27 protein-coding genes are annotated in these 25952 nt (G+C 70.9%); 11 read left to right on the top strand and 16 right to left on the bottom strand.

The window, feature by feature from the left end; translation table 11 throughout:
* Positions 1-319 precede the first annotated feature (319 nt).
* Both ACZ4FV_RS12160 and ACZ4FV_RS12155 read left to right on the top strand, forming a co-directional pair.
* Positions 320-1312, top strand: a complete 993-nt coding sequence (locus ACZ4FV_RS12160; protein ID WP_465322574.1) for a PP2C family protein-serine/threonine phosphatase — start codon at positions 320-322, stop codon at positions 1310-1312.
* 356 nt (positions 1313-1668) lie between these two features.
* Positions 1669-2895, top strand: coding sequence for an LLM class flavin-dependent oxidoreductase (locus ACZ4FV_RS12155; RefSeq protein ID WP_395864547.1), 1227 nt, complete (start codon positions 1669-1671; stop codon positions 2893-2895).
* Positions 2896-3006: 111 nt separating this feature from the next.
* Here ACZ4FV_RS12155 and ACZ4FV_RS12150 read toward each other — a convergent pair whose 3' ends face one another.
* A complete protein-coding gene (locus ACZ4FV_RS12150; protein ID WP_465322573.1) occupies positions 3007-3723 on the bottom strand; it encodes a DedA family protein in 717 nt (238 codons plus the stop codon).
* A 234-nt stretch (positions 3724-3957) separates the two neighbouring features.
* Between ACZ4FV_RS12150 and ACZ4FV_RS12145 the strand changes: the two genes are divergently transcribed.
* The 3 genes from ACZ4FV_RS12145 to ACZ4FV_RS12135 all read left to right on the top strand — a co-directional run bounded on the left by ACZ4FV_RS12145 (position 3958) and on the right by ACZ4FV_RS12135 (position 6266).
* Positions 3958-4494, top strand: coding sequence for a hypothetical protein (locus ACZ4FV_RS12145; protein ID WP_395864543.1), 537 nt, complete (start codon positions 3958-3960; stop codon positions 4492-4494).
* Positions 4495-4575: 81 nt separating this feature from the next.
* Positions 4576-5724 carry a CapA family protein gene (locus ACZ4FV_RS12140; protein WP_395864541.1) on the top strand — a complete coding sequence of 383 codons (1149 nt, stop codon included), beginning with the start codon at positions 4576-4578 and terminating at the stop codon, positions 5722-5724.
* Between the two features lie 218 nt (positions 5725-5942).
* Positions 5943-6266, top strand: a complete 324-nt coding sequence (locus tag ACZ4FV_RS12135; protein WP_395864539.1) for a hypothetical protein — start codon at positions 5943-5945, stop codon at positions 6264-6266.
* Between the two features lie 20 nt (positions 6267-6286).
* On the opposite strand, the gene ACZ4FV_RS12130 is transcribed toward ACZ4FV_RS12135, so the two are convergent.
* From ACZ4FV_RS12130 to ACZ4FV_RS12100, 7 genes are all read right to left on the bottom strand, one after another.
* Positions 6287-6820, bottom strand: a complete 534-nt coding sequence (locus ACZ4FV_RS12130; RefSeq protein WP_465322572.1) for a DUF6879 family protein — start codon at positions 6818-6820, stop codon at positions 6287-6289.
* 92 nt (positions 6821-6912) lie between these two features.
* Positions 6913-7887: a methyltransferase domain-containing protein gene (locus ACZ4FV_RS12125; protein WP_465322587.1), complete on the bottom strand. Its 975-nt coding sequence runs from the start codon at positions 7885-7887 to the stop codon at positions 6913-6915.
* A 433-nt stretch (positions 7888-8320) separates the two neighbouring features.
* The gene (locus ACZ4FV_RS12120) at positions 8321-9187 is read right to left on the bottom strand and encodes a helix-turn-helix domain-containing protein (protein WP_465322571.1); all 867 of its coding nucleotides are present in this window, start codon (positions 9185-9187) and stop codon (positions 8321-8323) included.
* Complete coding sequence (locus tag ACZ4FV_RS12115; RefSeq protein ID WP_395864532.1) at positions 9184-9696, bottom strand: DUF6879 family protein; 513 nt, start codon at positions 9694-9696, stop codon at positions 9184-9186. Before ACZ4FV_RS12115 ends, ACZ4FV_RS12120 begins: the two co-directional genes overlap by 4 nt.
* Positions 9680-9874, bottom strand: coding sequence for a hypothetical protein (locus ACZ4FV_RS12110; RefSeq protein ID WP_395864530.1), 195 nt, complete (start codon positions 9872-9874; stop codon positions 9680-9682). Before ACZ4FV_RS12110 ends, ACZ4FV_RS12115 begins: the two co-directional genes overlap by 17 nt.
* Before the next feature lie 128 nt (positions 9875-10002).
* On the bottom strand, positions 10003-10479 hold the full coding sequence (locus ACZ4FV_RS12105; RefSeq protein ID WP_465322570.1) for a GNAT family N-acetyltransferase: 477 nt from the start codon (positions 10477-10479) through the stop codon (positions 10003-10005).
* A gap of 56 nt (positions 10480-10535) precedes the next feature.
* Positions 10536-10976 (bottom strand): nuclear transport factor 2 family protein, encoded by a 441-nt coding sequence (locus ACZ4FV_RS12100; protein WP_402235977.1) that lies wholly within the window; start codon positions 10974-10976, stop codon positions 10536-10538.
* Positions 10977-11199: 223 nt separating this feature from the next.
* On the opposite strand from ACZ4FV_RS12100, the gene ACZ4FV_RS12095 reads away from it, so the two are divergent.
* Together ACZ4FV_RS12095 and ACZ4FV_RS12090 are read left to right on the top strand one after the other, a co-directional pair.
* Positions 11200-12309: a S1C family serine protease gene (locus tag ACZ4FV_RS12095; RefSeq protein WP_395864524.1), complete on the top strand. Its 1110-nt coding sequence runs from the start codon at positions 11200-11202 to the stop codon at positions 12307-12309.
* Between the two features lie 218 nt (positions 12310-12527).
* Positions 12528-13496, top strand: coding sequence for an RDD family protein (locus tag ACZ4FV_RS12090; protein ID WP_402235980.1), 969 nt, complete (start codon positions 12528-12530; stop codon positions 13494-13496).
* 32 nt (positions 13497-13528) lie between these two features.
* Here ACZ4FV_RS12090 and ACZ4FV_RS12085 read toward each other — a convergent pair whose 3' ends face one another.
* A complete protein-coding gene (locus ACZ4FV_RS12085; protein WP_395864520.1) occupies positions 13529-13720 on the bottom strand; it encodes a ferredoxin in 192 nt (63 codons plus the stop codon).
* 308 nt (positions 13721-14028) lie between these two features.
* On the opposite strand from ACZ4FV_RS12085, the gene ACZ4FV_RS12080 reads away from it, so the two are divergent.
* On the top strand, positions 14029-16068 hold the full coding sequence (locus tag ACZ4FV_RS12080) for a serine/threonine protein kinase (protein ID WP_465322569.1): 2040 nt from the start codon (positions 14029-14031) through the stop codon (positions 16066-16068).
* A 28-nt stretch (positions 16069-16096) separates the two neighbouring features.
* Here ACZ4FV_RS12080 and ACZ4FV_RS12075 read toward each other — a convergent pair whose 3' ends face one another.
* Positions 16097-16519, bottom strand: coding sequence for a hypothetical protein (locus ACZ4FV_RS12075; protein ID WP_395864516.1), 423 nt, complete (start codon positions 16517-16519; stop codon positions 16097-16099).
* Positions 16520-16749: 230 nt separating this feature from the next.
* On the opposite strand from ACZ4FV_RS12075, the gene ACZ4FV_RS12070 reads away from it, so the two are divergent.
* The 3 genes from ACZ4FV_RS12070 to ACZ4FV_RS12060 all read left to right on the top strand — a co-directional run bounded on the left by ACZ4FV_RS12070 (position 16750) and on the right by ACZ4FV_RS12060 (position 18407).
* Positions 16750-17496, top strand: coding sequence for a nuclear transport factor 2 family protein (locus tag ACZ4FV_RS12070; RefSeq protein ID WP_395864514.1), 747 nt, complete (start codon positions 16750-16752; stop codon positions 17494-17496).
* A 13-nt stretch (positions 17497-17509) separates the two neighbouring features.
* Positions 17510-18049, top strand: a complete 540-nt coding sequence (locus tag ACZ4FV_RS12065; protein WP_402235985.1) for a nuclear transport factor 2 family protein — start codon at positions 17510-17512, stop codon at positions 18047-18049.
* 67 nt (positions 18050-18116) lie between these two features.
* Positions 18117-18407 carry a hypothetical protein gene (locus ACZ4FV_RS12060; RefSeq protein WP_465322568.1) on the top strand — a complete coding sequence of 97 codons (291 nt, stop codon included), beginning with the start codon at positions 18117-18119 and terminating at the stop codon, positions 18405-18407.
* Between the two features lie 130 nt (positions 18408-18537).
* Here the strand turns inward: ACZ4FV_RS12060 and ACZ4FV_RS12055 are convergent, their stop codons facing one another.
* The 6 genes from ACZ4FV_RS12055 to lhgO all read right to left on the bottom strand — a co-directional run bounded on the left by ACZ4FV_RS12055 (position 18538) and on the right by lhgO (position 25868).
* The gene (locus ACZ4FV_RS12055) at positions 18538-18741 is read right to left on the bottom strand and encodes a hypothetical protein (protein WP_395864509.1); all 204 of its coding nucleotides are present in this window, start codon (positions 18739-18741) and stop codon (positions 18538-18540) included.
* Between the two features lie 494 nt (positions 18742-19235).
* On the bottom strand, positions 19236-19724 hold the full coding sequence (locus ACZ4FV_RS12050; protein WP_395864507.1) for a YcxB family protein: 489 nt from the start codon (positions 19722-19724) through the stop codon (positions 19236-19238).
* Positions 19725-19758: 34 nt separating this feature from the next.
* Positions 19759-21459: a PrsW family intramembrane metalloprotease gene (locus ACZ4FV_RS12045; protein WP_395864505.1), complete on the bottom strand. Its 1701-nt coding sequence runs from the start codon at positions 21457-21459 to the stop codon at positions 19759-19761.
* Positions 21460-21596: 137 nt separating this feature from the next.
* Positions 21597-22325, bottom strand: coding sequence for a tRNA (guanosine(46)-N7)-methyltransferase TrmB (gene trmB / locus ACZ4FV_RS12040; protein WP_465322567.1), 729 nt, complete (start codon positions 22323-22325; stop codon positions 21597-21599).
* Positions 22326-22349: 24 nt separating this feature from the next.
* Positions 22350-24545 (bottom strand): FGLLP motif-containing membrane protein, encoded by a 2196-nt coding sequence (locus tag ACZ4FV_RS12035; protein ID WP_465322566.1) that lies wholly within the window; start codon positions 24543-24545, stop codon positions 22350-22352.
* Between the two features lie 105 nt (positions 24546-24650).
* Positions 24651-25868, bottom strand: a complete 1218-nt coding sequence (lhgO, locus tag ACZ4FV_RS12030) for an L-2-hydroxyglutarate oxidase (RefSeq protein WP_395864500.1) — start codon at positions 25866-25868, stop codon at positions 24651-24653.
* Positions 25869-25952: the final 84 nt, after the last annotated feature.

The following is a 25952-nucleotide window of genomic DNA, read 5'->3' as shown; positions in this document are numbered from 1 at the left end:
AGGCTGGGTTGGGTTGTGGCCTGCTTGTCCTCGGGCGCCGGGCGGGCTGGGTTGGGTTGTGGCCTGCTTGTCCTCGGGCGCCGGGCGGGCTGGGTTGGGTTGTGGCCTGCTTGTCCTCGGGCGCCGGGCGGGCTGGGTTTGGGTTGCGGCCTGCTTGTCCTCGAGTGCAGGGCGGGTTGGGTTGGGTTGTGGGCCGGTTGTCGTCGAGCGCTGGGCGGGTCGGGTGCGGGGTTCGGGTGGGTGTTCGGCGCAGTGGCCGTTGCCTTGGGGGGGTTTGGGCGTTGGGACTTGTGTCGGTCGGGTGTGAGGAGGAGGGCGCATGGGTGCGGTTGGTGCGGAGCCCGGGCGGTTGTTGGTTTCGTCGGGAACGCGTGACCACCGCTACGATCCGGCGACCGCCTGGCGGGTGTACCAGGGCGATGACGGCAGCCTCACGGTCAGCACGGACGCGTGGCAGGAGGAGTCGCACACGCTGATGGCGATCCGTACCGACTGGTACGCCGACGCCGCGGCGGCCTCCGCGGCGGGCGGGATGCCGCCGGACGTGGCCGGCCGGGTCACTCGCGCGCTGGGCACCGAGCCGGTCCCGCCACCGCCGTACCGCGACTTCGCCGAGGCGTTTCGCGCGGGCGTGACGCCGTCCCACCCGGAGCCGGTCGCCGGCTTGGAGTTGGCCGTGCGGCACCGGCCCGCGCAGGACGAGTTCGGTGTGGGCGGCGACTGGTACGACGTGTTCACGCTGGACGACGGCCAGGTCGCGCTGGTGGTCGGCGACGTCCAGGGTCACGGCGCGGGCACGGCGCCGATCATGGCCAGGATCCGCACCCTGCTGCACGCGTACGCGGTGGTCACCCCGGACCCCGGCCGGACGCTCGCCCTGGTGAACGACTTCCTGGACCGGTTCCCCGGCCCGGCCTACGCCACCTGCACGCTGGCCTACCTGGACCCGGCCACCGGCAGCCTCCGGGTCGCGCGTGCCGCGCACCCGCCGCTGCTGCTCGCGGATCCGGCCGGTACGCCGCGGATCGAGGACGTCGAGGGCGGGCTGCCGCTGGGCATGCTGGCCGATCAGGGCTATGCGTGCACGACGCTGACCGTGGCCCCGGGGGAGACCCTGGTGCTGGTCACCGACGGGCTCGTCGAGGGACCGCAGTTGTCCTTGGATCGGGGTATGGAACGGCTCGCGCACCGCTTCGAGCGCAGCCGGGGCCTGGATCTGGAGGCGACCGCCGAGCGCCTGTTCGGGCTTGCCGACCTGACCGGTCATCGGGACGACGTGACCTTGTTGTTGGCGCGTACCAAGGCGGTTTGAACGCGCCCCATTTCGCCCGTCGAAACGATCTTGCCCTAAAAGCGCGGCGGTGATTGTCGACCACCCTTCGATTTCGGGCCGGTCGGTGTTTTCCGGTGCGTTCATCGGGGCGCTTCCGCGCGGTCGCAGCAGGGGTGTCGCGGGCCACAAAGGGCCGTTCCGCTGGATCTTCGGCCTTTGCCGCGAGAGGATCTGACTATGCGTCAGCTCGATGTCCCGGGCGGCGCCTGACATCTGACGTGACGTTAGCCACGTGTAAACAAAGTTCCGGCCGACGCTCGCATACTGTCCCGTACGCAGACCTCATACAGGCGTACGCAGCGCTGGTTGAACCAGGCGATTTTGGGAGGCTCCACGTGGAGTTCGGCATCTTCCTGAACGGGTACACCCCCGGTCCGGCCGCTCACGATCGCGCGAGCGAGCACCTCGTGCTCATGCGCGAGATGGAATTGGCCATCAAGGCCGACAAGCACAACTGGAAGTACGCCTGGTTCGGCGAGCACCACGGTCTGGTCGAGTACAGCCACATGTCGGCCCCCGAGGTCGTCATCGGCTACGTCGCGGCGAAGACCGAGCGGATCCACCTGGCGACCGGCATCAACAGCCTGTCGCCGCGCAAGGAGCACCCGGTCCGCTACGCGGAGCGCGCCGCGATGATGGACCACATCACCGAGGGCCGCTTCGAGTGGGGCACCGGTCGTGGTGCGGGTAGCCACGAGATGGCCTCGTTCAACATCATGGACAAGAACTCGACGAAGACCGAGTGGGACGAGGTCGTTCGCGAGATCCCCCGAATGTGGGCGCAGACGGACTACACGTTCGAGGGCGACCACTTCACCGTGCCGACCCCGCACGACATCCACCCGAAGCCGTACGGCGAGTCGCACCCGCCGATCTGGGTCGCCTGCGGCAACCCGGCAACCTTCGGCAAGGCCGGCTCGATGGGCATCGGCGCGATCGCGTTCAACTTCGAACCGGTCCACAACCTCAAGGGCCGCATCGAGGCATACAAGGAAGCCGCCGAGAACCCGGTCGAGATCATCGGCGACTACCAGAACAACAACGTGATGATGACGAACGCCGTCATCTGTCTGTCCGACCGCAAGCGCGCCCGCGAGATCGCGCTCAGCAAGGGTCGCGGCTACCTGGTCACCCTGGTGAACCTGTACCACGACACCATGCCGAAGTCGGCGGACGCGATCACCTGGCCGTCGCCCACGTTCGACCTCTCGATGGGCGGCGACGAGCTGCTCGACGAGCTGATCAAGGGCGGATACATGCTCGTCGGCACCCCCGACGAGGTGTGCGAGCAGGTCGAGGCGTACCAGAACGTGGGCTGTGACCAGCTCGTCTTCGGTATCAACGACGGCATGACGCACGAGGAGAACCTCGAGATGATCGAGCTCTTCGGCGACAAGGTCATCCCCGCGTTCGACAAGGACCCGGAGCACTCGACCACCAAGTACCGCCGTACCGCGGTGCCCAAGTTCGGTCGCTTCCAGGGCGCGGGCCCGGACCCCGACCTCAAGGTCGAGGTGCTCCCGACGAGCGCGGTCCTGCCGCTCCCGTACCCCTCGGCGTAACGCGAGCAGCACGCGGGCGGAACCAGGCGACACGCACCAGGCCATCGGGGCATCCCGGTGGCCTCGTGCGTTTCGGCACCGGGTCGCCACATGCCGCGGCGCACGGGCGGATCAGCGCGCCGGTGGGTCCACCGGGCGGGTTCGCGCCGTGTGAGGTTCGAGTTCCTCGGGCGCGTCGTCGTCGGGACGCCCGTCCGCGTCGTCTCCGGCACGGCGTCGCCTGCGGCGGTTGCGGGCGGCGAGGACGCGGCGGACGACCTCGACCAGCGCGGCGATCACCGCGGCGGTGGCCAGGCCCGCGCCGATGCCCTTGATCGGGCTGTCCTTGAAGGCGGTCCCGCCCCAGAAACCCAGCATCACGCCGTAGATCGCCCAGGTCAGGCCCGCGATCGCGGTGAACACCCGAAATCGCGCGATCGGATACTCGACCATGCCGGCGACCAGCGAGATCGCGGTCCGACCGCCGGGGATGTACCGGCCGACCACGATCATCGCGCCGCCGCGTTCGGCCAACCAGCGTTCCGCCTGCTTGCGGGCCCGTTGGCCGCGCTCGCCGTTCAGCATGTGCCGGTTCGCGAACGGTTCGGCCCACCGGCCGATCGCGTAGGTGATGTTGTCGCCGAGGAAGGCGCCGATCGCGCCGGCCAGGATGAGCAGGAAGAGGTTGGGCGACCAGCCCGTGACGGTGGCGAAAACACCGCACGCGATCAGCGAGCTCTCGCTCGGCAGGATCGGCAACATCGCGTCCAGGAGCGCGGTGAGGAAGACGATCAGGTAGGCCCACGGCGAACCCGCGAAGGACATGATCGGGTCGAACCACGCGTCCACGCGCACTCCCTCCTTGTCGTCCGGTGGCGGTCCGCGACCGGTTGGCCGATGCCTCGCTCGATCGGTCGGTCCGGCCGTCTGTTCGGCGGCTACCCGTCGAACCCGGAAACAAGGCACCGTGCGCCGATCGGTCGAACGTCTGTCAGGCTTGATCCCTTCGGCTCGGCCCCTCGATCGACGCGGGTCGTGCGACGCGAAGCATTCGAAGCAGACGAACAACGCGAGGGACGTGGCATGGACGCCGTTCACGAAGGCCTGGACGCCGTGCGGGCGGAGCTGGTCGGCCTCGATCGCCCCGTGGTGCGCCTGTTGGAGCCGGGTCTGCCGGCAGAGGCGGTCCGTACCCGGGTGGGCGCCGAGGTGCCCGCCGAACTGGTCTCCTGGTTCGGCTGGGCGGACGGCACCCGCGAGGAGCCGGACCAGTTGGTGGACGAGGCGTCGTTCATACCGGGCTACGTGCTGGTCAGCCTGGCCGAGGCGCTGGAGTTTCGCGAGGAGGTCGAGATGGACCAGCCGGAGGGCGTGCAGTGGCTGCCGCTGCTGGTGTCGCCGGCCGCCGACTTCTACGCGGCGGTCTGGGACGGCGCGGACGTCCAGGTGGCGAGCTACGTGCAGGGCGCGGATGAGCCGATGGTGTACGCGTCGATCCCGCTGATGTTGCGCACGGTCACCGAGAGCTTCCGGACCGGGGCCTTCGAGGTGGACGAAGAGGGCTACTTCGACATGCACCCCGAGCTGTGCGACCGGGTCTATGAGGCCCTGAACGGCTGATGCGTGGCACGCGGACGAGGTAATCCTCGTCACGCCACGGCGCACGTACGGGCGCGTACGTCGCTGGGCTACCTTGTCCGCGTGTCTATACCCCGCCGCCGGACCGTCGCGCTCGGCCTCGTTCCGCTGCTGATCGCCGGTCTGGCCTCGTGCGGACTGCTCTCCGACTCCGGCGACTCGTCGGGCAGGACGAAGAACGCCTCGGACGCCGATCCCGTGGTCGGCAGGCCTGACCCCTCGGGGGCTCCGGGCACCGGCTCCGCGCCGCCGCCGGCCGCGGCCGCGCCCGGGACGGAGATTACCGTCGCGCTCGCGGGCGACGTGCACTTCTTCGAACGCACCCAGTCGCGGCTGAACGCCGGCACCGAGGGCGCGCTGGGCCCGATCGGCAAGACGCTCGCGGAGGCCGACCTGGCGATGCTCAACCTGGAGAGCGCGATCACCGAGCGGGGCACGCCGGAGAACAAGACGTACCACTTCCGGGCCCCGGCCAAGGCGCTGACCGAGCTCCAGTCGACCGGCATAGACGTGGTCAGCATGGCCAACAACCACGCCGTGGACTACGGCAAGGTCGGCCTGGAGGACTCGATCGCCGCGGTGCGGAACCCGCCGATCGGCGTGGTCGGCATCGGCAAGGACGCCGAGCAGGCGTACCGCCCGTTCGTCAAGAACGTGAAGGGCGTCAAGGTCGCGTTCCTGGCCGCGAGCCAGGTGCAGGACATCACCAACCAGCTCTACCAGGCGGGCAACGCCAAGCCCGGGATAGCCACCGCGTTGCAGACCGACCGCCTGGTGCGCGCGGTGCGGGAGGCGAAGGCACAGGCGGACGTGGTGATCGTGTACATGCACTGGGGCATCGAGGGCGACAAGTGCCCGAGCGCGGACCAGAAGAGCGTGACGCGCAAGCTCGCGGACGCGGGCGCGGCGGCGGTGTTGGGCACGCACGCGCACGTGATGCAGGGCGCGGGCTGGCTGGGTGACACGTATGTGGGCTACGGCTACGGCAACTTCCTGTGGTACGGCACGTCGCCGTACCCGAACTCGAACGACACCGGCGTGGCGACCCTGACCATCAAGGACGGCAAGGTCGTCGGCGAGAAGTTCACCCCGGCCTCGATCGACAAGCGCGGCGTGCCGATGCCGGTGACCGGTGCCGAGTCCAGGCGCATCCTGGACCGCCGGGAGACGTTGCGGCCGTGCACGGGGTTGACCGCGGCGCCGAAGAAGTAGCGCGGGACTCGGGCGTTCCGCGGGCGTGCGGGGCGATGTCGGCCGGCTCGGGACCGGGTCGAGATCGCGGGGGTGTTGGTAGATTGCCGGGCATGTTCCTCCTCTGTGCGTAGGACCGCTCCGGCCGAGCCGCCGTCGACGGGGTCGGTCGTTCGAGCGTCCACGCAGGTTTTCGGTGCGGCCGGGTCGCGCCGACTTCGCGGAGGAATCCCGACACCGTGGCTGACGAGCCCGCTTTCGTTCGTGCCGACGCGCGTCCCGCGCTGGTTCCCTCCTATGCCGCCGTGCTGCGGATCCCTTTCGTGGCGCCGACGATCACCACCGCCTACCTGTCGGCCGACGCGTGCGCGACCGCGAACTCCCGGACCAGGGTGGGCGCGTGGGTCAACACCGCACTCAACGCGGGCGCCTCGACCGGCACCGCGACCACGGGCCTCCTGATCGGCCGGGTGCCACTACCGTTGATCTTCACGGTGGCGGCCCTCCCGACGCTGTTCGCCGCCGCGACGATCGTCATCGCGCCTGCCTCGCCGGAGTCGTGATGTTTCGTCGGACCACGGCTTCAGTGCGCGGGGTCGCCGAACTCGGCCCACCAGGACTCGAACGGCACGGCCTCGGCGAGCGTGAGATCACGGAGACGGCAGAACTCCCCCGACCAGTCGAGCGGCAACACATCGGCTGCGAGGAAGGCTCCGTCCTCGTCGTAGTTCATCACCGCGGTGGTGGTCGAGTCGAAGAGCCAGAAGTCCGGCACTCCTTCGAGAGGATTCGCGCGTTCGGTGACGTCGAGGATGAAGAACTCCTCACCGGCCGTCATGTTTTTGCGGTATCCCCAGCCCAGTTCGAAGCGGAGATAGGGGCTGAGCGGGCGAGTGAGCACGTGCACCCGATGCACGCGGCGGCCTGCCGCCGTGTGCGTACGAAGTTTCGCGAGCCAGGGGGCGTTGTAGTCGGCGGGCTGCGGTTTTCCGGCGAGGAACGCTTGGTAGGCGTCGACATTGCCGGACCGGCCGTAGTCGTCGAGGGTCTCCAATCGGAACGCGTCGGTGTCGAACGAGTCGAAGAGCTCCGCGAATCCGCTGTGCGGGTCGGGCATCGTGCGCCTCCGGGGGATCGGATGCTTGCGTGGTCCGCATTCTCGCCGCGAGGCTCGCCCCCGGGAGCGAAAGCGGCAAGGCGCGGTCTTGCTCACAGCGTCCAGGACAGGGCTTCGACACCCTGCATGGTCGGAAGCCCACCGGAGGTGGGGTCGGGGATCCGGGCTTCCTGGGAGCCGTCGGCGGAGACGGTCCAGCCGAACGCCTCCACGCTCGGCCGGCCGGCCGCGCACCAGCGGGCCCACGCCGCCTCGATCTCGTTCCACAGGTGGCGCGGTCCGTGTCGACGCACGGTGAAGGCGTCGAGTCGCCGGCCGTCGTAGTCGACGCTCGCCCACGAGGTGCCGGCCTCGTCGCCCACCCACAGGCGGGTGTGTACGCCCTCGACGTCGGGGTCGTCGTCCCAGTGCTGCCAGACGCCGGGCACCATCAGGCCGATCGCGAACTCGGCGACGGGGTCGCCGCCGGCCACGTCCCAGGGTGACAGCGTGGTGCCGCTCGACGCGGGGACCTGGTCCGAGAGGACGACCTGGCGGATGTCGGTGATCCGGGAGCGGTGTCCGCGCAGGTGCATGAACGCTCCGCCCGCGCGGAAGCGGCCGTGTGCTCGGCCCAGGTCGTCGACGGTGGCCACGAGGGTGCCGTTGGCGGTCCAGGCGGTCGCCCACGGCGTGACGATCACGGCTCCCGGCCGGCACTGCCGAATCCAGGCCGGCGGGAGGTGGGTCACCGCCGCGCCCGACAGAATTCGGTCGTAGGGGGCGCCGGTGGCCCAGCCATCGGCACCGTCTCCCCAGACGACGGTGGGATGCCACCCGAGCGCGGCCAGGCGGGTGCGTGCGGCGCGGGCGAGCGCCGCGTCCACCTCGATGGTCACCACGTGTCGATCGCCCAGCCGATACGCGAGCAGTCCGGCGCTCCAGCCGGTCCCGGTGCCGATCTCCAGGACGCGGTGCCCTTCGGTGACTTCGAGGGCCAACAGATGCGCCGCCACGATCGAGGGTTGCGACGCGGAAGAGGACGGCCACTCCGGCCCGCCCGGTCTCGGCGCGCCACCGTCGCACACCTGCACGACCACCGGCTCGTTCGCGTACGCGGCCGACCACCAGCGTCGGGGGCCTCGTCACGCTCGCAGCGCTCGTGTCGATCGCCGTCCGACCGACGCAACCACACCGCCTGGGGCAGGAACGCATGGCGCGGGATGCCCACGAAGGCGTCCCGCCACCCTTGGGGCAAGTCACCGACCGACTCCTCGATCAGGCGGAGCAGACCCAGTCGGGCCTCCTGCGTCCCCTCTGCGCCCACGGACACCCGCCTCACCGCCCCTTCGGCGTGCCGGGACGAGCGGGCTTGTCCGGTGGAATGGGTGGCGGAACCGGCTTCTGCGGCTTGTGTCCGTCATCGGTTGCGGGGTCGCGGTGCTTTCCCATGGATATCTCCTCGATAAAGTTCGAAGTCGCTTTCCATGGATACTCGGGCCTGCTGTCGGATGTCCAATTTCAGTCACGTTCCTGCATTGATTGCGTCCGGAAGGATGCGGCCCAGGATTCGATTTCCGCCCGCGCCTCGTCATCGGAAAGCGCGAGACCGGTGAAGTACTCGAACAGGCTTCGGTGATATGAGACGTCCTTGGGGTCACGGAAGACCAGTTGTCCGCTGAACAACTCGACAGTCACCAGGTGGTCGCCATAGACGACGAACGTATTGAACGGAGCATCCGCCAGTCGGCGACAGAGCGGTAATATATGCACGTGGACCTGTGGGAGTCTCGATACGGCAACAAGGTGATCCAGTTGTAGCGCCATTGCCGATGCCTGGCACAGTTGCCAGCGGATCGCCGACTCCGTCAAAAGGAAGTCGAATCGTTTCCGACGATCATGCAGTACCGATTGTCGTTCGAGCTTTATGGCCATCATCCGTGCCGTGTCACCGGCCGCGGGGTCGACGGCCGGTGCCAGGGCCTGCCGCATGTACTCCGGCGTCTGGAGCAGGCCCGTGATCATCACCGGCAGGAAATGTCGGATGTGATCGGCGCCGGCCTCGAGCGCCGCCAGCTCGCGTTGGCGGTGATGGAGACCACGCCGGACCGACGTGCGGACGTCTTCGTACTCGGTATTGGCAACTTCCGCCAGGCGGGTGATCTCGTCTGCGGTTGCGGTATCCACGTCGAGGGCTTCCAGTATCTGCCGCACGTCGAGGATGGACGGCAGAGTCCGTCCGGTTTCGATCCGGGAGATCTTGCTCTGCGACATGGCGCATCGAACGGCCAAGCGCTCGCCGGAGAGACCGCTTGCGTTCCGCAGGGCACGCAGGGCCGAGGCCAGGCGCAGTCGGTCCCGGCCCGCCTGTCGCGGGTCGAAGGTCAATCCGGGAGATATTCCGAGAGGGGGACGGACAGGGCGATTGCCGTTTCCTTCGCCCGGCGATACCAGGCGAGATCCGGAGACTCCAGCAGAATGCGAGCGATCTGAGCGCCGTGTTCGTCGTATCGCATCTCTACGACTTTCGAGTCGTCGAGCATCCAGAAATCCGAAGGCAGTGACGGGACGTCCTGAAGGCGCGTCGTGTCGAGAATTCTGACGTCTTCACCGGCCGCGACGTTGTAGCGATACGCCGCGAACTCGTATCGAAGATAATTGGACAGGGGCGGTGTGACGACGTGGACCCGTCGAATCCGGCGGCCACCCCTCCGGTAGTGGGCGAGCTTCAAAAGCCACGGATCATCTTCGGGAAGAACCAGACGGCCGGTGGCCAGGAAATCGGAGTATTCCTGCTCTTCGTCGACCATGGAATATACGGACAGCGTCTCCAGTCTGAACGCTTCGTGTGCGAACGAGTCGAAGAACGCGGTCCAGCGCTCACCAGCCAAGTGCACGCGCGGCCTCCCGGAGCACCTCTTCCGGCAACGAGACGACTGCCTCCCCCTCGGGCGTTCGGTGATCCACGAGGAAGCCTTGAACGGCGATCGTGCCGTTCAGGTCGGTGGTGAAGACAGTCGGGCAGTCGTTCGACCGACATTCCGGATTCCCGCCCGCGACGCGCGACAGCTTCATGTTTCGCCCTCCGTGTTCGTTCGACTACCTATGGGGACGCTAGGAGATGGCGACGAGCCGGGGCAAGGGCTACCCGCGTTGCTGCATAAAACGGGTGCGGGGACGTGGCCTGTGCCGAGGGCGTCGGGTCAGCGTTCGGCGAGGCGGGCCAAGGGGTTGCCGGTGAGGCGGTAGCCGAGCCATTCGCGTTCGGGGAGGGCGCCCAGGGAGTCGTAGAAGCCGATACTGGGCTCGTTCCAGTCCAGGACCGCCCATTGGAGGCGCGCGTAGCCGCGGGAGACGCATATGGCGGCGAGGCGCTTGAGGAGCGCCGTGCCGTGGCCGCCGCCGCGGGCCTGGGGGCGGACGTACAGGTCCTCGAGATAGATGCCCGGTACGCCCTCCCAGGTCGAGAACGTCGTGAACCACAGGGCGTAGCCGACCACCTCGCCGCTTTCCTCGTCCTCGGCGACGTGTGCGAAGGCCGCCGGGTTCGGGCCGAAGAGGGCCGTGTGGAGTTGGGCCTCGGTCGACTTGACCTCGTGCAGCAGCTTCTCGTAGTCGGCGAGTTCGCGGACGAGGGTGTGGATGGCGGGGACGTCTGCTGCGGTGGCTTCGCGGATCATGGTTCGAAGCTATCGCGACCCCGCCGGTCGGCTCGGCGGATTTTGCGCCCGCGTTTTTATGCCGTGGGTGCCACATACATGTAGGACTTCTCCTCGCTGCGCGAGGAGATCCGCCACTCGCCGGCCACGCGTGTGAACGTGTCGATGTACCACAGGCCGCAGAACATCACCGGGCCCGGCGTCTCGTCGTCCTCGCCCTTGAAGACCATCGGGTTGTGACACATCGTGCGGCCCGTGGCGGTGTCGCCGTCGACGGTGATCGACGAGTTCGATATCAGGTGCTGGTAGGCGCCGAAGCCCGGCATCACCGAGGCCAGGAACTCCTTCGTCTCCTTCAGGCCGCCCTTGGAGCCGCCCATCGCCGAGTAGTCGATCAGGGCGTCGGCGGTGAAGACCGTGTCCAGGGCGTCCCAGTCGCCGGTGTCCACGGCGTGCGAGTAACGGACCATCAGGTCCTGGATCTCCATCCGGTCCGAGATCTCCTGAAGCGTCAGCATGTGCGTGCCCACCCTCTCCGGCCCTGCGGCGTCGTTCCGTGATCACGGGTCGATCCGAGGGGCCAACTTGACACGAACAAGCACATGGCGAAAGGGGCACCGCCTCGGCGGGACGGTGAAAAGTCCGATCCTGGGGTTAGTACGAAGAATGCTCGGGGGACCGGCCCCGCTATCGGTATCCGGGCCGTCGCCGGCGACAGCCGCCGAACCCGAGGGAGACATCGTGGGCAGGACGACGCGGCGACGGGTCACGGTCGCGCTGACGGCCGCCGTGATCGCCCTGGGCGGGCTGGGCGCGTGCAGCGACGACGACGGGTCGAAGAAGGACTCGTCCCAGGACGGCGCCACCGCCGGCGGCAACGTCGCCTCGGGTTCGGCCGCGCCGAGCAACGCGCTCGCGAACGACCTCCAGGCGAAGTACCAGGAGGTCGTACGCAACGTGCTGCCTTCGGTGGTCCAGATCACCACGCAGACCGGGCTCGGCTCGGGCGTCGTCTACGACGACAAGGGCAACATCGTCACGAACGCCCACGTGGTCGGTCAGGCCACCACCTTCGAGGTCACCCTCCCGAACGCGAGCAAGCCGGTCACCGCCAAGCTGGTCGCCGCGTTCGCCCCCGACGACCTCGCGGTGATCCGCCTGGACAACCCGCCCGGCGACCTCAAGCCCGCCAGGTTCGCCGACTCCGCCAAGCTCCAGGTCGGCCAGATCACCATGGCGATGGGTAACCCGCTCGGCCTGGACTCCAGCGTCACCGAGGGCATCGTCTCGGCCGTCGGGCGCACCGTCAGCGAACCGCAGAGCACCGGCTCGACCGGTGCGACCATCTCCAGCGCGATCCAGACCTCGGCGGCGATCAACCCGGGCAACAGCGGCGGTGCGCTGGTCGATCTGGACAGCCAGGTGATCGGCATCCCGACCCTGGCCGCGACCGACCCGGAGAGCAACGGCGGCGCGGCGCCCGGCATCGGCTTCGCGATCCCGGCCAACACGGTCAAATCGATCGCCGACCAGATCATCCGGAACGGCAAGGTCGACAACTCCGGCAAGGCCGCGCTGGGTGTCACCGTGCGCACCGTGGCGGGCTCCAACGGGCGGGCCGCCGGCGTCGGCGTGGTCTCCGTCCAGGAGGGCGGCGCCGCCCAGGCGGCGGGCATCCGGCAGGGCGACGTGATCACCTCGATCGACGACCAGCCGATCACCGACGTCGCGAGCCTGTCCGAGGCACTGGGCGGCAAACGACCGGGCGACAAGGCCACGGTGAGCCTGGTCCGCGCCGGCGCCGGCGGCCAGGCCACCGTGGAAGCGACCCTGGGCGAACTCAAGAGCTGAGCGGACGGCTTCCCGACCCGAAACGGCCTCCCGGTCCGGGTACGCCCCCGACCCCGACACGCCCCCGACCCGATCCACCGTCCCTCGGCGCAAGGGACGATCTACGCGATACCGTCCCGGTCATGACGATCCCCCAGCCTCCACGCGGGCCCGGGTCGCCGTACGGGGAGCAACCATCCGTCGACGGTGACCCACACCTGTCCTGGCACCAACCGCCCGTGACCGCAGCACCCCTGATCCCCGATCAGGGGCAACCGCCGCTGCCCGGGCCGCCCGCCGCGCACTTCGACCCGACCCGGCCGCCGCCGCCACCGGCACCGGCACCGGCCGCGAGCCCGACCGACTCCGGCGAACTCCCGCTCGCGTCGCGGACCATGCGCCTGATCGCCCGCACCACCGACTACCTGCTCACCACCGCGCTGGTGCTGCCACTGTGGTTCCTGGCCTACCACTACCTCCAGACCAAGGCCACCGACCTGCCCACGAAGGTGGTTCGCGACGCGTTCCTGGACGTCGTGTTCGGTCGTGCCGGCGAAGCCCAACGCGCGCCGCTGGAAGCCGTGGACGGGCTGTGGGGCACCACCAAGACCCTGCTGCTCCTGCTGATCCTGGCGCACCTGCTGGTGCCCACCGTCTACGACTGGTTCATGCACGCCAGGTTCGGCCGCACGCTGGGCAAGATCATGGTGGGCGCGAAGGTGGTGCCGGTGGGCACGTCGGCGCAGGCGGTGCGCGGCAGGGTGCCGGTCGGCGGGTGGCGATCGGCCCGGCGCACCCTGGTGGCCGTGGTGGTGCCGTGGGCCGCGCTGCTGCTCACCTGGTACGAGATCGCGCTGCGCCAGTGGAGCATGGCGGGCCTGTTCGCGCTGATCACCCTGATCGGCTTTTTGGATCCGCTGGCCGTGCTCGGCCCGCGCCGGCGCACGTGGCACGACCGGACCGCCGGCACCGTGGTGGTCAACGTCAAGCTGCTCGCCCGGGGTTGGTCGGCCACCCGCAACGCTTCGGCGGCGATGGCCCAGGGCGCGCGAGAAGCGTCCGGCAGGGTGGCCCAAGGTGCTCGGGGCGCGTCCGGCGCGGTGGTCCAGGGCGCTCTGGGCGCACGTGAGCGGTGGCAGTCGACCAGGGCCCGCTCCGACGATCCGTCGTCCGGCCCCGGCGACTCGGGCCGACCCGGGGCGGGTTGAGGTCCTACCCGCCACGCCGGGCCGGCCGCGGGTCAATCCTGGATCGAGATGGCTCGGGTCGGACAGAGCCGAGCCGCCTCCTCCACCTGCGGCCGCAACCCTTCACCCGGGTTCTCGTTCAGGATGTAGAGGAAGTTGTCATCCCGGACCTCGAACACCTCGGGTGCCTCGGCCATGCAGAGTGCGTTGCTCTTGCACTTGTCGAAGTCGACGACGATCTTCACATTCGGCCCTTCGGTCGTGGAAGCGGTGCGATGCGGCGATACCTCGAAGCGGTGCCGAACGACGGCCTTCCGCGGCGGTGCGACCCGGTGGCCGCGCCGGCCGACACGCGAACCGTCGTCCCGCGCCGGGGCGTTGGCACACCCGGCGCAACCGCTGGCCTATCACGCGACCCCTCGGGTAAGGCGAGCCTTTTCGCCCGAACGGGGAACCAGCCGGCGCCCTGGGGAGGTCACAAGACCGGATGAGAGGATTCCATCCCGGTACGGCCGCAGCCGCGGGCCGGCGAACCAACACGGGAGGCACGTCCATGACGGCCGAGGGCGGCGCCGAGATACGTCCGTTGCGTCCGGGAGACCCACAACACATCGGACCGTTCCGGATCACGGGCAGACTCGGCGCGGGTGGAATGGGCGCGGTGTACGCGGGCCTGGACGGCTACGAACGCCGCGTCGCGGTCAAGGTCGTGCACGCGCAGTACGCCGACGACCCGGAGTTCCGGGCCCGGTTCACGCGCGAGGTCAACCTGCTGCGCGCGATCAAGGGCACGTGTACGACACCGGTGCTCGACGCCGATGTGGACGCCGAGACACCGTGGTTCGCGACCGAGTACGTCCCGGGCCCGACCCTGGACGTGCGGGTCAACCAGGGCGGCCCGATGCGCGGCGACGAGCTGATGGGCCTCGCGGCCGGGCTCGCCGAGGCGCTCGTGGCGCTGCACGACGCCGACGTGATCCACCGCGACCTGAAACCGCAGAACATCATCTGCTCGCCCGCCGGACCGCGCGTGCTCGACCTGGGCATCGCGCGCTCGATGGAGGACAGCGGACTCACCCGCACCGGCATGATGATCGGCTCGCCCGCGTGGATGAGCCCCGAGCGCTTCAAGGGCCACGACAGCACGCCCGCCGCCGACGTGTACGCGTGGGCGATGCTGATCACCTACGCGGCCACCGGGGTGATCCCGTTCGGTACCGGCGCGCCCGAGGTGGTCGCGCTCCGCGTGCTCCAGGAGGAGGCCGACCTGTCCGGTGTGCCGGACGCGTTGCGCCTGATCGTCAAGCGCGCGGCCGACAAGGAACCGCACTACCGGCCGCACGCCCGCGAGTTGCTGGCCTCGGTCACCCATGTGTGGCGCGGCGCGCTCGGCACCGCCGCGGCGCCCTCGCTCGACCCGGTCGCGGACGCGACGTCGCTGATCGGGCAGTTGTGGACCACGCCCGCGTCCGGCGGCCCGTGGCAGGTCCAGCAGAACCAGCAGCAGCAGACGCCGCGGACGCCGCAGCCTCGGGTGTACGAGCCGCCGCGCGGTCCCGCGCGTTCGGGCGGCACCGCCGCCTTCGGGGCACCCAGCGTGCCGCCACCGCCCGCGCACGGCGGGCCCTCGCACGACCCGTACGGCGCCTCCCCGACGCAACCGCCGCTGTATCGCGACACGCCGACCTCGGGCGCGCACGGAATCCCCTCGCAGCCCTCCGGCCAGTACGGCGCTCCCTCCGGCCAGTACGGCGCCCCCTCCGGCCAGTACGGCGCGCCGTCGGGCCAGTTCGGCACCGCCGGCCAGGCGCACGGCACCCATCAGCATCAGGCGCCCGCCAGTGGCGCGTTCACCCCGCCCCCGGCCGGCCGCGGCGCGGACACCCCGCCGCCCATCGGGCGGGCCGCGGCCCGGCAGGGCGCGGCCGGCGGCGGTGCGGGCCGCAAGCGGGTGGTCATCGTGGCCGGCGCCGCGGTGGCGGTGGTCGCGATCGCCGTCGGCGCGGTGTTCGCGTTGCGCGGCGACGACGGGGACAAGACCAAGCCGAAGGCGAACCCGAGCCCGTCCGCCGAGGCGCCCAAACTCACCGGTAAACCCGGCGGCTTCACCCAGGACATCCAGGGGATGAAGTTCGCGGTGCCCGTCACCTGGGAGCTCAAGCAGGTCAGCGACACCGAGGTGTGCGTACTGCCGACCGCGACGCCGGCCGCGCTGCGCACCACGTGCGAGCGTGCCGGGCTGCGGATCTGGGTCGGCAAGAACGACCAGCGCAAGATCGACTTCAAAAATCAGGCGAACTGGACCTTGGGTGCGAAGGCGACCTGCGTGACCCGGGCCGACGACGCGGTGGCACCGACCAGCAAGACGGACGGGAAGAAGTACGCCGAGCCGGGCAAGGGCAGCCTGAAGTACGAGTACGCGTCGTACAGCGTGACCTGCAAGAGCGGCGACTCGTTCCAGCCCCAGTTGTGGTGGTTGCCGCAGTCGATGATCTCGTTCTCCACGGCGGGCCTGTCCCGCGAGTACGACGCGGACCTGAACAAGATCCTGGCGTCCGTGGACGTGACGAGCTACAAGAAACCCAAGGTGTAGCCCGTCACGTCCGGCGGGACGCGGTGGGCTAGAAGTCGGCCGCCGCGGCCACCGGCAGGAACGGGTTCTCCGGTCCGGCCGGGAAGGAGCTCCAGCTCTGCTCCTCGTAGAGGTTCATCAACTCGTGCTCGGACTCCTCGGTGTCCGGCCACTCGGCGTTGACGACCACATGCACCGAGGGCTGGGGATACTGCTCCCACCACTGGACTATGTGGCCCTCGCCGTCCACCGGGACGGGGTGGTGCTCGACCCGGTGGACCATCATGTACGGTCCGCCGGTCCACGGCCCTATGTGCGCGCCCCCCAGCGGGATCGCCGAGACCGAGTCGCCGCCGCGCGGCAGGGCGGGCCCGGCGAAGTCGCCCGAGAGCAACGAGCCCACGTATCCCGTCGGGGGACGGTCCGGTGGGACGTCCTGGTAGAAGTCCACCCGGACCCTGTACCGGATCACTCGCGTCCCCTCCGCTTCGTTTTCGTCTTGGTGGCGTGCTCGCTCGGAGCCCGGCCGGCTTGTTGCGACCGGTAATACGTATACCAGCCGGCGACGGTTCCGTTTCGTCGATCGGGCGGGGGCTGGACTTCCCGGCGGGGCGCGGGCAGGATCACGCGCACCGGAGGCGGCAGGCAGCGCCCGGATCTCTCCGTGCGCCCAGGCTCGCCGGACGAATGCGGGGAGGCACGATGGGCGGCAGCCGGGACGAGGTGGCGGCGGCACTCGCACGGGGCGGGCCGGGCGCGGGCGATGTGGGCGACCGGGTGTGCCGATTCACCGAGTGGACGATGGTCGACGGCGACCTGGTCTGCCGCTACGTCTGGCACAACCTGCCGGATCCCACCGGCGGCGCCACCAGGTACACGGTGCCCGGGACCGAGATCGTGCGCCGGCTCGGCGACGGCGATCGCTTCGAGACGGTGGGCGAGTTCCGCAACGGCGACGACGCCGACGCGATGATCGCGCGCTGGCACGCGGCGGGCGGCCCGGCCGCCGGGCACGACGGAGCCGAATTGCGCGGCATCGTCGGCTGGGCGCCGGAGCCGATGCCGGTGCCGACCCCGCGCGAGGAGATCGAGCGCGCCTTCGGCGACTTCACCGTGCGACTGACCTCGGCCTCGGCCGGCGGCGAATGGGCGCCGGTGGCGGCGGTGTTCACCGACGAGGTGCGGGTGCGCGACCACGTGATCGGCTTCGTCGAGGGCCGGCACGCGTTGAGCGCGTACATCCGCGACGGTGTGCGCCGCTCGCCGTTCACGCGCTACCCGATCCGGCTGCGGATCATCGACGGCAATCGGGTCTCGACGGTGGTACGCGCCGAGGGGCCCGTCGGCAGCCTGGACGTCAACGTGGTGCTGCACTACGCGGGCGAGGGCCGCTGGTCCTATGTGGAGGTCGTGTACAACCCGCAGGAGATCGGTCGTCCCCCGGCCTGACAAGGTGTCGGATATGGACGACGTGCAACGGCTGCTGGCCTACGAAGACATCCGTCAACTCGCCGCGCGTTACGCGCTGGCTCTGGACAGTCGGGACCTGGACGCGCTGTGCGCGCTGTTCGTGCCCGATGTGCGGGTGAGTCGGCAGGAGTCCGGGCGCGCCGCGCTGCGGGCGTCGTTCGCGGCCCAACTGGCCCCGCTGGGGGTGAGCATCCTCAATGTCGGCACACACGTGATCGACCTGTCGGACGCGGATCACGCGACCGGGCACGTGTACTGCAAGGCCGAGATCCAGGAGGGGCCGCGCTGGTTGCACCAGGCGATCCTCTACCGCGACGTGTACGAACGGCGGGACGGCACCTGGTACTTCGCCCGCCGGCGACACGACCTGTGGTACGGCGCGAACGTCGGCGCCAACCCCGTGGGGCTGCCGCCGGCGAACTGGCCCGAGCGTTCCTACGGCTCGGGCACGGTGCCGGCCATCTGGGACACCTGGCGGGAGTTCCATCGATCCTCGGACGAAGGGGACCGATCGGGTTCCGTCCGGGGATGACGGGGCAGGCGAGGAGCAACCGGATACTCGGCGGCAGACTGCCTACTCGGCGGTGGGAAGGTCGGCCATGGCGCGCGACAGGCTTCCGGACGGCGCGAGAAACGCGGCGGCGCGTACCGGTGTGCTCCTGGCGCTCACCATCGTCGCGGCGATGGTGGCGCTGCTCGGCGTCTGGGCGCACACGTGGTTCTGGGTGTGGGCGATGTTTTTCGTCGGCCTGGGCATGCTCGGCATGGCGTGGAGCGCGCTGGAGATCCTGATCGCGCTCCAGGTGGCCGAGGAGCAGCGGGACCGGGACCGGGGCGTCTACCAGGTACGACCGGTCGAGATGCGCCCCCGGCGGCGCACCGGGCGCTGACCCGGCGCCGGAGCGGCCCCCGCCGCGCGATCGCCCCCACGTCGCCCGCCCCACCCGCGGGCCCGCTTCGTCGCGCCCGGCACGGGGCGCGGCACCCCGATCGGCGCCGCGCCGCGCGAGCCGCGAGCGGTCAGGGGACGATGCGCTCCACCGCGGCGGCACCCAGCTCGGCCAGCCGCCGCCGGGCCTCCTCGATGTTCTTCTCGGTCAGGTCCTTGCCCTCCGCGAGCACCAGGTCCTCGGGGTCGACGGGCGTCTCCGCGCCGCTGCGCAGGTCCATCCGCGGTCGGTCGCCCTCGGGGATCTCGTCCACGGGAATCCGCTCGTCACTCATGTCGCCGTCCTTCGCTCGGAAGTGGAGTCGGTGCCCCCGCACCGCACCCGACTACCCGTTGCGACCGGGGTGGGAACCCCGCGGTCGCGCGCCTGCCCGGAGAGCCGCCCGGCGGCCGCGTTCGCCGTGTGCAGCGCGTCGGCGGGCACCCCTTCGGGACTCGCGTCCCGCATGTCCCGTACGTCCGGCCACGTGCGCGCCGCGGCCGACGGGTCGACCGAGTCGGTGCGTACCCACTGAGGAACGGCTCGCGCATGCCCCGCCGGGTGTGCGTGGGCGACCGGAGGCACCCGAAGGCGATCCCGCGAGGGGTCGCCTTTGTGATGAATGCGGGAAATGCGGAACGGATGAAGGCCAATGATGCTCGCATGGCAGGATAAACGCGCCCGATCAGGTCGAATCGGTATTGATTCTCGCCATTTCGAGCAGCCGGGCCGTACTGAAAGCCTTTGCCCACAGGTTTTCCACAGGATGTGGATCTTCCTTGTGGAAGATCAGCGGGCTGCCCGGCTCCGGCTGTGGATAAACGTCTCCAGTTCGAGGTTCTCGGCGTCCGAAAAGACCCGGCGGGGAATGGTCATCGCCTGGGTGGGACCGAACTCGAAGATCCATTGCGCGTCCACCGAGCGCACCTTGCGGAAGGTGTCCCACTCGGTGGCGCTGCGGCTGCCGCCGAGCGTGGTCACGAACTCCTCGTCGGTCAAGGTGACCTCGCACGGCACCCCGTGCATGTGCTTGTTCTGGCGCGCCGCCTGGATCGGTGCCCAGAACCGCAGCGCGAGCATCGCCAGGCCGAAACCCACGAACGCGAGCGGCCACAACACGGTCGTACCGGACAGCAGCGCCTTCGTCACCAGGACGACGCCCAGCACCGAGAGCACCGCCCCGGCCCCGAACAGACCCCGGAAGAGCCCGCGCCGAAAGGCGAGCACGCCCTCCGCGATATCGGCCTCGGTCGGGACGTAGGTGGTCGAGATATGCACCCGGCCATGGTCGCACGCGGTCGACCCGGGCCGGCTACGCCTCCCGGCGCTCCCCGTACGGCGGGCCGTCGGGCGGCGGGTGCGGGGCGTCGCCGGGGCGGGCGTACCAGATGGGCGGGCCCGGCGGCCCGGTCCGGGCGGGCACGGCATCGTCGGCCGACGCCTGTGGCGGACCCCACGGCGAGCCGGGCGGCCCGGTCGGCTCGGCCCGGGCGCCGTCGGCCGCGTGCCGGGGCGGTTGCCACGGCACCGGGGCGCCGTACGACGGCGCGGGTCCCCAGGCGGGGTGCGCGGCCGGATGCCGAGCCGGCGGCACCCACCCGGGCGGCGGCGGTCCGAACGGCGCCGTTCCCGCCGGCGGCCCCCAGCCGATCGGCGCCCCGTACGGGGCCGTTCCGGCCGGAAGTCCGTACGGCGCCACGCCCGGCGGCCCGTACCGCATCGGCCCCGGCGGGCCCCACCCGGGCGGCGGCTTGATGTAGCGCCAGCGCGGCGAGGGCATGGTGTGGTCGATCACGTGTCCCAGGCTCGGCTTCGCGGCCCACAGCCGGTTCAGCAACTCCCGTTCCTGTTGCGGATACTCCGGCGTCGGCCCGCGGCGCGACCGGCCCGCGCGCCGGCGCAGCTCGGCGAGCAGCGTCGCGTCCGCCTGATACGCGCGCAGCCGCGCCACGCCGGCCGGGCCCAGTGTGGTCCGCGCGGTCCGCAGCGCCCGCGAGCGGTCCGCCATCGAGGACAGCAGCAGCGGCTCGTGCGGCCGGAACCAGCCCGCCGCGACATACCCCGGCAACTCGTCCTCGACCGCCCGCAACTGATCGCGGCGCACGATCACCGCGTACCAGACGAGCGCGCCCAGGATCGGCATCATGACCAGGAAGTACACCCCGAGGAAGGCCAGACCCTGGCTGGCCGAGCCGTTCCAGGCCGCGTGCAGGCCGACCGCGCACAGGTACCCGCCGAGCGGGAGCAGGATCCGTGCCTGGCGGGACCGGGCCAACAGCGAGAGGCCGAAGCCGAGGCCGATCATCGAGGTGAACAGGGGATGGGCGAACGGCGACATGATGCCGCGCGCGATGAAGGTCCCCCACGTGGTGCCCAGACCGTTGCCGCTGTCCTCGCTCGCCGCGAACTCGCGGCCGAAGTACAGGATGTTCTCGGTGAACGCGAAGCCCGCCGCGCTGACCGCGGCCGGGATCAGCCCGTCCAACACGCCTTTGAAGCTGCTCCGGATGGTCACGAACAGCAGCAGGACCGCGAGTCCCTTGACGCACTCCTCGACCACCGGCGCCACGATGGTCAGTCCGAGCAGCTCGGCGTCCTCTTCACCCTTGAGGTCCATCAGCTTGTCGAACGACCAACTGTTCGCGAGCAGCGCCACCAGCGCGCCCGCGCACGAGCCCCACGCGAACGCGAAGAGCAGGCTCTTCCACGGCATCGGCCGGACCCGGCCCAGCCACACGATCGCGCTCACCACCAGCGGGGCGGGCACCAGCGCCAGCAGCGCGCCGACCAGCAGTCCCTGCGCGCCGATGGTGTCGCCGAGCATGACCGCGACGGTGACCGCGCAGCCGAGCAACGCGAGGACGAGCACGGATATTCGGGCGGTCTGGTTCGCGGCGAGCGCGCGCAGCCCCGACTTCTCCGTGGGCCCGGGCCGGTACAGGGCGAACTCGTACGCGGCCCGGTCCGGGGGGACCGGACCGGCCGGCGCGTCGGGTCCTCGCTCAGCGTCCATATGGGGTGACGATAACGCCGCGCGGTGCCGCGGCGCCCCTCTCTCGCTTGGCTGTGACTTGGTCGGTATGGGTGCCTTGCCGAGATCGGGCCGGGCCGGCGCGCCTCGGGCGTGGTCGCCTCGGGCCGAGAGCCGGATCAGCGGCGGCGGAACAGCAGATCCGCGACCTCGTGGCCCTTGTCCAGCCCCTGCTGTTCGAAGCGGGTGACCGGTCGCCAACTCGGCCGGGGTGCGTAGCCGTCGACGGTGTTGACCAGTTCGGGCTCGGCGCAGAGCACGTCGAGTATCCATTGCGCGTAGTGCGCCCAGTCCGTCGCGCAGTGCAGCGTCCCGCCCGGGACCAGCCGTGACGCGGCGAGCGCGGCGAAGCCGGGCTGGATCAGCCGGCGCTTGTGGTGGCGGGTCTTGGGCCACGGGTCGGAGAAGAAGACCCGGATGCCCGCCAGGCAGGCCGGCGGCAACATGTCCCGGAGCAGTTCGATCGCGTCGCCGTTGGCCACCCGTATGTTCGTCAGTCCCCGGCGCTCGGCGTCGTGCAACAGGCTGCCCTGGCCCGGGGTGTGCACGTCGATGGCGAGCACGTTGGTGCCCGGATCGGCCTCGGCCATCGCCGCGGTGGTCTCGCCCATGCCGAAGCCGACCTCCAGCACCACCGGACGGTCGTCGCCGAACAACTCGCCCAGGTCCAGCCGCCGGTCCGCGACGTCGAATCCCCACCGCTCCCACAGCCGGTCCAGCGCGTCGCGCTGGGCGAGCGTGACCCGCCCCCGCCGAGGGGTGAAGCTGCGCACGGTCGCGAGGTGTCGGATCGGTCGATCGGTGATCGGGACGCCGGAGGCGGTCGAGGCGCCGGGAAGAGGGGACATAAGACAAGGATTTTACGGCCGAACCTACGATCGGCCGATCGTCGGGGGAACACCGGGCATCGGCGGCGGCGCGCCCGTGGGTCCGGGCACCGTCGACGCGATCGGCGCGGGGCGCGGCCCCGGTGGACCCGGCGGCGGTCCCGGGCGCAACCGGAACACCGCCCAGAACGCCATGGACGCGATCAGGAAGGCGCCGAACAACCACACCGCGCGCAGCCACATCTCCCGGCTCGCGCCCGTGCTCACGCCGGTCGGGTCGAGCAGGGTGAGCAGGAACAGGAACACCGCGACGGCGTACACCGCCGCCCAGCCCCGGCGGCTCCAGCGCCACAGCAGGTGCCCGTCCAGGAAGCGGATCGGCAGCAGGCCGAAGACCAGGCCGATCACCGCGGCGACGTAGGTCTGGGTGAGCACGTTCTCGGCCAGTACCCAGCCGAAGGCCGGCGTCTCGTCGTCGGCCAGTACGTGCTCGACCGGGATCCGCCACACCCACGCGCTCACGCCGAGCCCGGCGAGCGCCCACGCGCCCAACGCGCCGGCCCGCCCGTCCTCGCGCACGGACAACCGGCGCAGCCCGGCGTGCGTGAAGGCCAGGAACAGCCCGTAGAGGTAGCCCGGCACCAGCTGCCCGAGCCGGGACCCGATCCCCAGGAGCAGTGCGACCACCAGGGCGCCGGGGACCAGGTGCGGGAAGGCGCGGATCCGCGAGACGCGTCGGCGGTACGCCTCGGCCACGCCGGAGTAGGCGAGCACGGTGAGCGGGATCGCGATCAGCAGGGACAGCGCGAGCGTGTACGTGCCGGTGTCCAGGGCGACGTTCGGTTCGACCGCGACGGTGCCGAGCGCGGACAGCGCGACGAAGGCGAGTACCTGGAGCCGGGGCGCTCGGGGCATCGAGCGCGGGCGGGCCGCGCCGGGCCGCAGCCGGCGACGGATCCGCAGCCGGTTCTCCTCGACGGTCTTGTTGAACAACTCGGCCGCGAAGCCGATCAGCGGGAGCGCGAGCGCTGTGCCGACACCGGCCGCCGCCAGGGGCGCGGGATGATCGAGCAGATCGTCGGGGGAGGGCAGGCGGCGCGCGGAGTCGGCGCGGTCGGTGGGTCGGCCCGCCTCCGCCGCGGCCTCGGCCGGGCTTCGGGTCGGCAGCACGGTGAGCGCGAGCCGGACGCTGCCGTCCAGGCGCTCGGTGGCGCACGCCGCGGTGAGCTCGGCCGGTCCCTCGGGCAGCCCCGCGGGCACGGTCAGCTCGCCCTCCACCCGGCCGTCCGGGCCGACCGGCACTCGGGCCAGCTCCCGGTCGCCTCGGCGGATCGCCACCTCGGCCGGCGCGCCGTCCAGCCGTGCGGCGCAGCCGGTGAAGCCGGTTCCGCTCGCCCGGATCCGGTCGCCGCCCCCGGCCCGGGTCGTGGAGAGGGTGAACGTGGCGGGTGCGACCGCGAGTTCGGCGCCCAGGACGGTGTCCGCGTCGACGACGCCGAAACCTTCCCGGCCGGCCAGGCAGGACACGGTGAACTTGTGTCCGCCGCGCACGGGCGTCTGCGGGATGCGTACCCGCAGTGCCCGGGGCCCCTCGTACTCGGCCGGGGCGTGGAACGTGGTGACGAAGCGACCGTCCCAGAAGAGCGCGCCGCTGTGCGTCGCGTAGGCCGGGCCGCAGCGCAGATCGGTCCACACGGTGACCGGCGCCTCGGGCACGGCCTCGGCCGGCTCGACCACCAGTCGCCGGCTCGCCAGGGTCGCCGGCGGCGGACCCGGGGCCGGGAAGCCGTTCGGATTGCCGGGTTCGCTCTCCGGATAGGCGAACGTGGCCTGGGCCATCGGCGCGGGGTGGATCACCGAGCCCCGGTTCGTGCACACCGTGCGGAAGCCCTGATCGCCGGTGTAGATCGGCGGGTCCAGGGTGAAGCGCACGGTGAAGCCGTGATCCCGTGCCGGGTCGATCGGGACGTCCGCCGCGATCAGCCGGTCGGCGCCCATCACGTTCGTGCGCAGTCGCGCGTCGTACCCGATCACGTCGACCCGCCCGGTGGCACAGCCGGTGTGCCCGGTGCCCCGAAGCGTCACCACGTCGCCCGGGCGCAGCGGCCCGCCCGGGGAGATCACCAATCGGGCCCCCGGGGCGTCCGCGTGCGCCGGCGGGTAGCCGCCGAGCAGCACGCCCATTACGCCCAGCACGAACGCGGCACCCACGAACAGGATCCGCGGCAAGGCGGATTTCACGGCCACAACAGTCCCCCGATCGCAGGCCCGCGCCCATGATCTCGTGCCGGGTCGGCGGCAGGCGAGCGCACCCGGACCTTCCGCGCACCTCGACCCGGGCCGGGGTCAGCGGCCGGCGAGTGCGCCCAGGCGTTCGTCGACCCGGGTGGCGATCTCGTCCCCGATCGGCAGCGAAGCGGTCGCGGCGGGCGAGGGCGCGTTCAGCACGTGGATCGTGCGCGGGCCGCCGGTGATCAGGAAGTCGTCGACCAGATCGCCGTTGGGTCGCACCGCCTGGGCACGCACTCCAGCCGGGGCCCGGACCAGGTCGTTCGCGGTGACCTCGGGCAGCAGCCGCTGCACCTCGCGCACCATCGCGGGCTTGGCCACCGAGCGCAGCAACTCGCCCGCGCCGTAGCGCCAGTGTCGGCGCGCGATGTGCCACATGCCCGGGTAGGCCAGGGTCTCGGCCAACTCGCGCGGCGCGATCCGGGCCCACGAGTAGCCTTCGCGACGCAGCGCCAGGACCGCGTTGGGACCCACGTGCACGTCGCCGTGGATGCCCCGGGTCAGGTGCACGCCCAGGAACGGGAAGGCCGGATCGGGCACCGGGTAGACCAGCCCGCGCACCAACCCGCGTCGTGAGGGCACCAGTTCGTGGTATTCGCCACGGAACGGCACGATCCGCACCGGCGGCGGATCGCCCGCCAGTGCCGCGATCCGGTCGCTGTACAGGCCCGCGCAGTTGACCAGGATTCGCCCGCGCAGCTCGCCGAGCCGGGTCTGGACGACCACCTCGTCCGGATGCACGGCCAGGTCGACCACGCCCGCGCCGGTGCGCAGCGCGACACCGCGTTCGTGCAGCAGCGCGACCAGGGTCCGACACACGTCGGCGTAGTCCACGATGCCCGTGGAGGCCACGTGCAGGCCGCCGACGGACAGGATGTGCGGCTCGCGTTCGCGGACCTGCTCGGTGCCCAGTTCGGTGACCGGCACGCCGTTCGCCAGGCCGCGCTCGTACAGCGCGCGCAGGCGCGGGAGTTCGTGCACGCTGGTGGCGACCACGAGCTTGCCGGTGACGTCGTGCGCGATGTCGTGTCGGGCGCAGAAGTCCGTCATCCGGCGGGCGCCCTCGACGGCGAACCGTGCCTTGAGGCTGCCCGGGCGGTAGTAGAGGCCGGAGTGGATCACCCCCGAGTTGCGGCCGGTCTGGTGGGCCGCCCACGAGGTCTCCTTCTCGACCACGGCGACGGTGCGTCCGGGGTCGCGTTCGGTGATCGCGTACGCGGTGGCCAGGCCGACGATCCCGCCGCCGATCACCACCACGTCGTAGGTCAACGTCATGAGAGCACACCTCCGGTCTTCGACCCTAGACGGTGCGGGCCGGGAGGGGGCGTCGGACGGCGGGCGCCGGTCGTGCGCCGGTCG

The organism is Embleya sp. NPDC025285, assembly GCF_055558835.1.
This window is presented reverse-complemented; position numbering and strand designations above follow the sequence as displayed.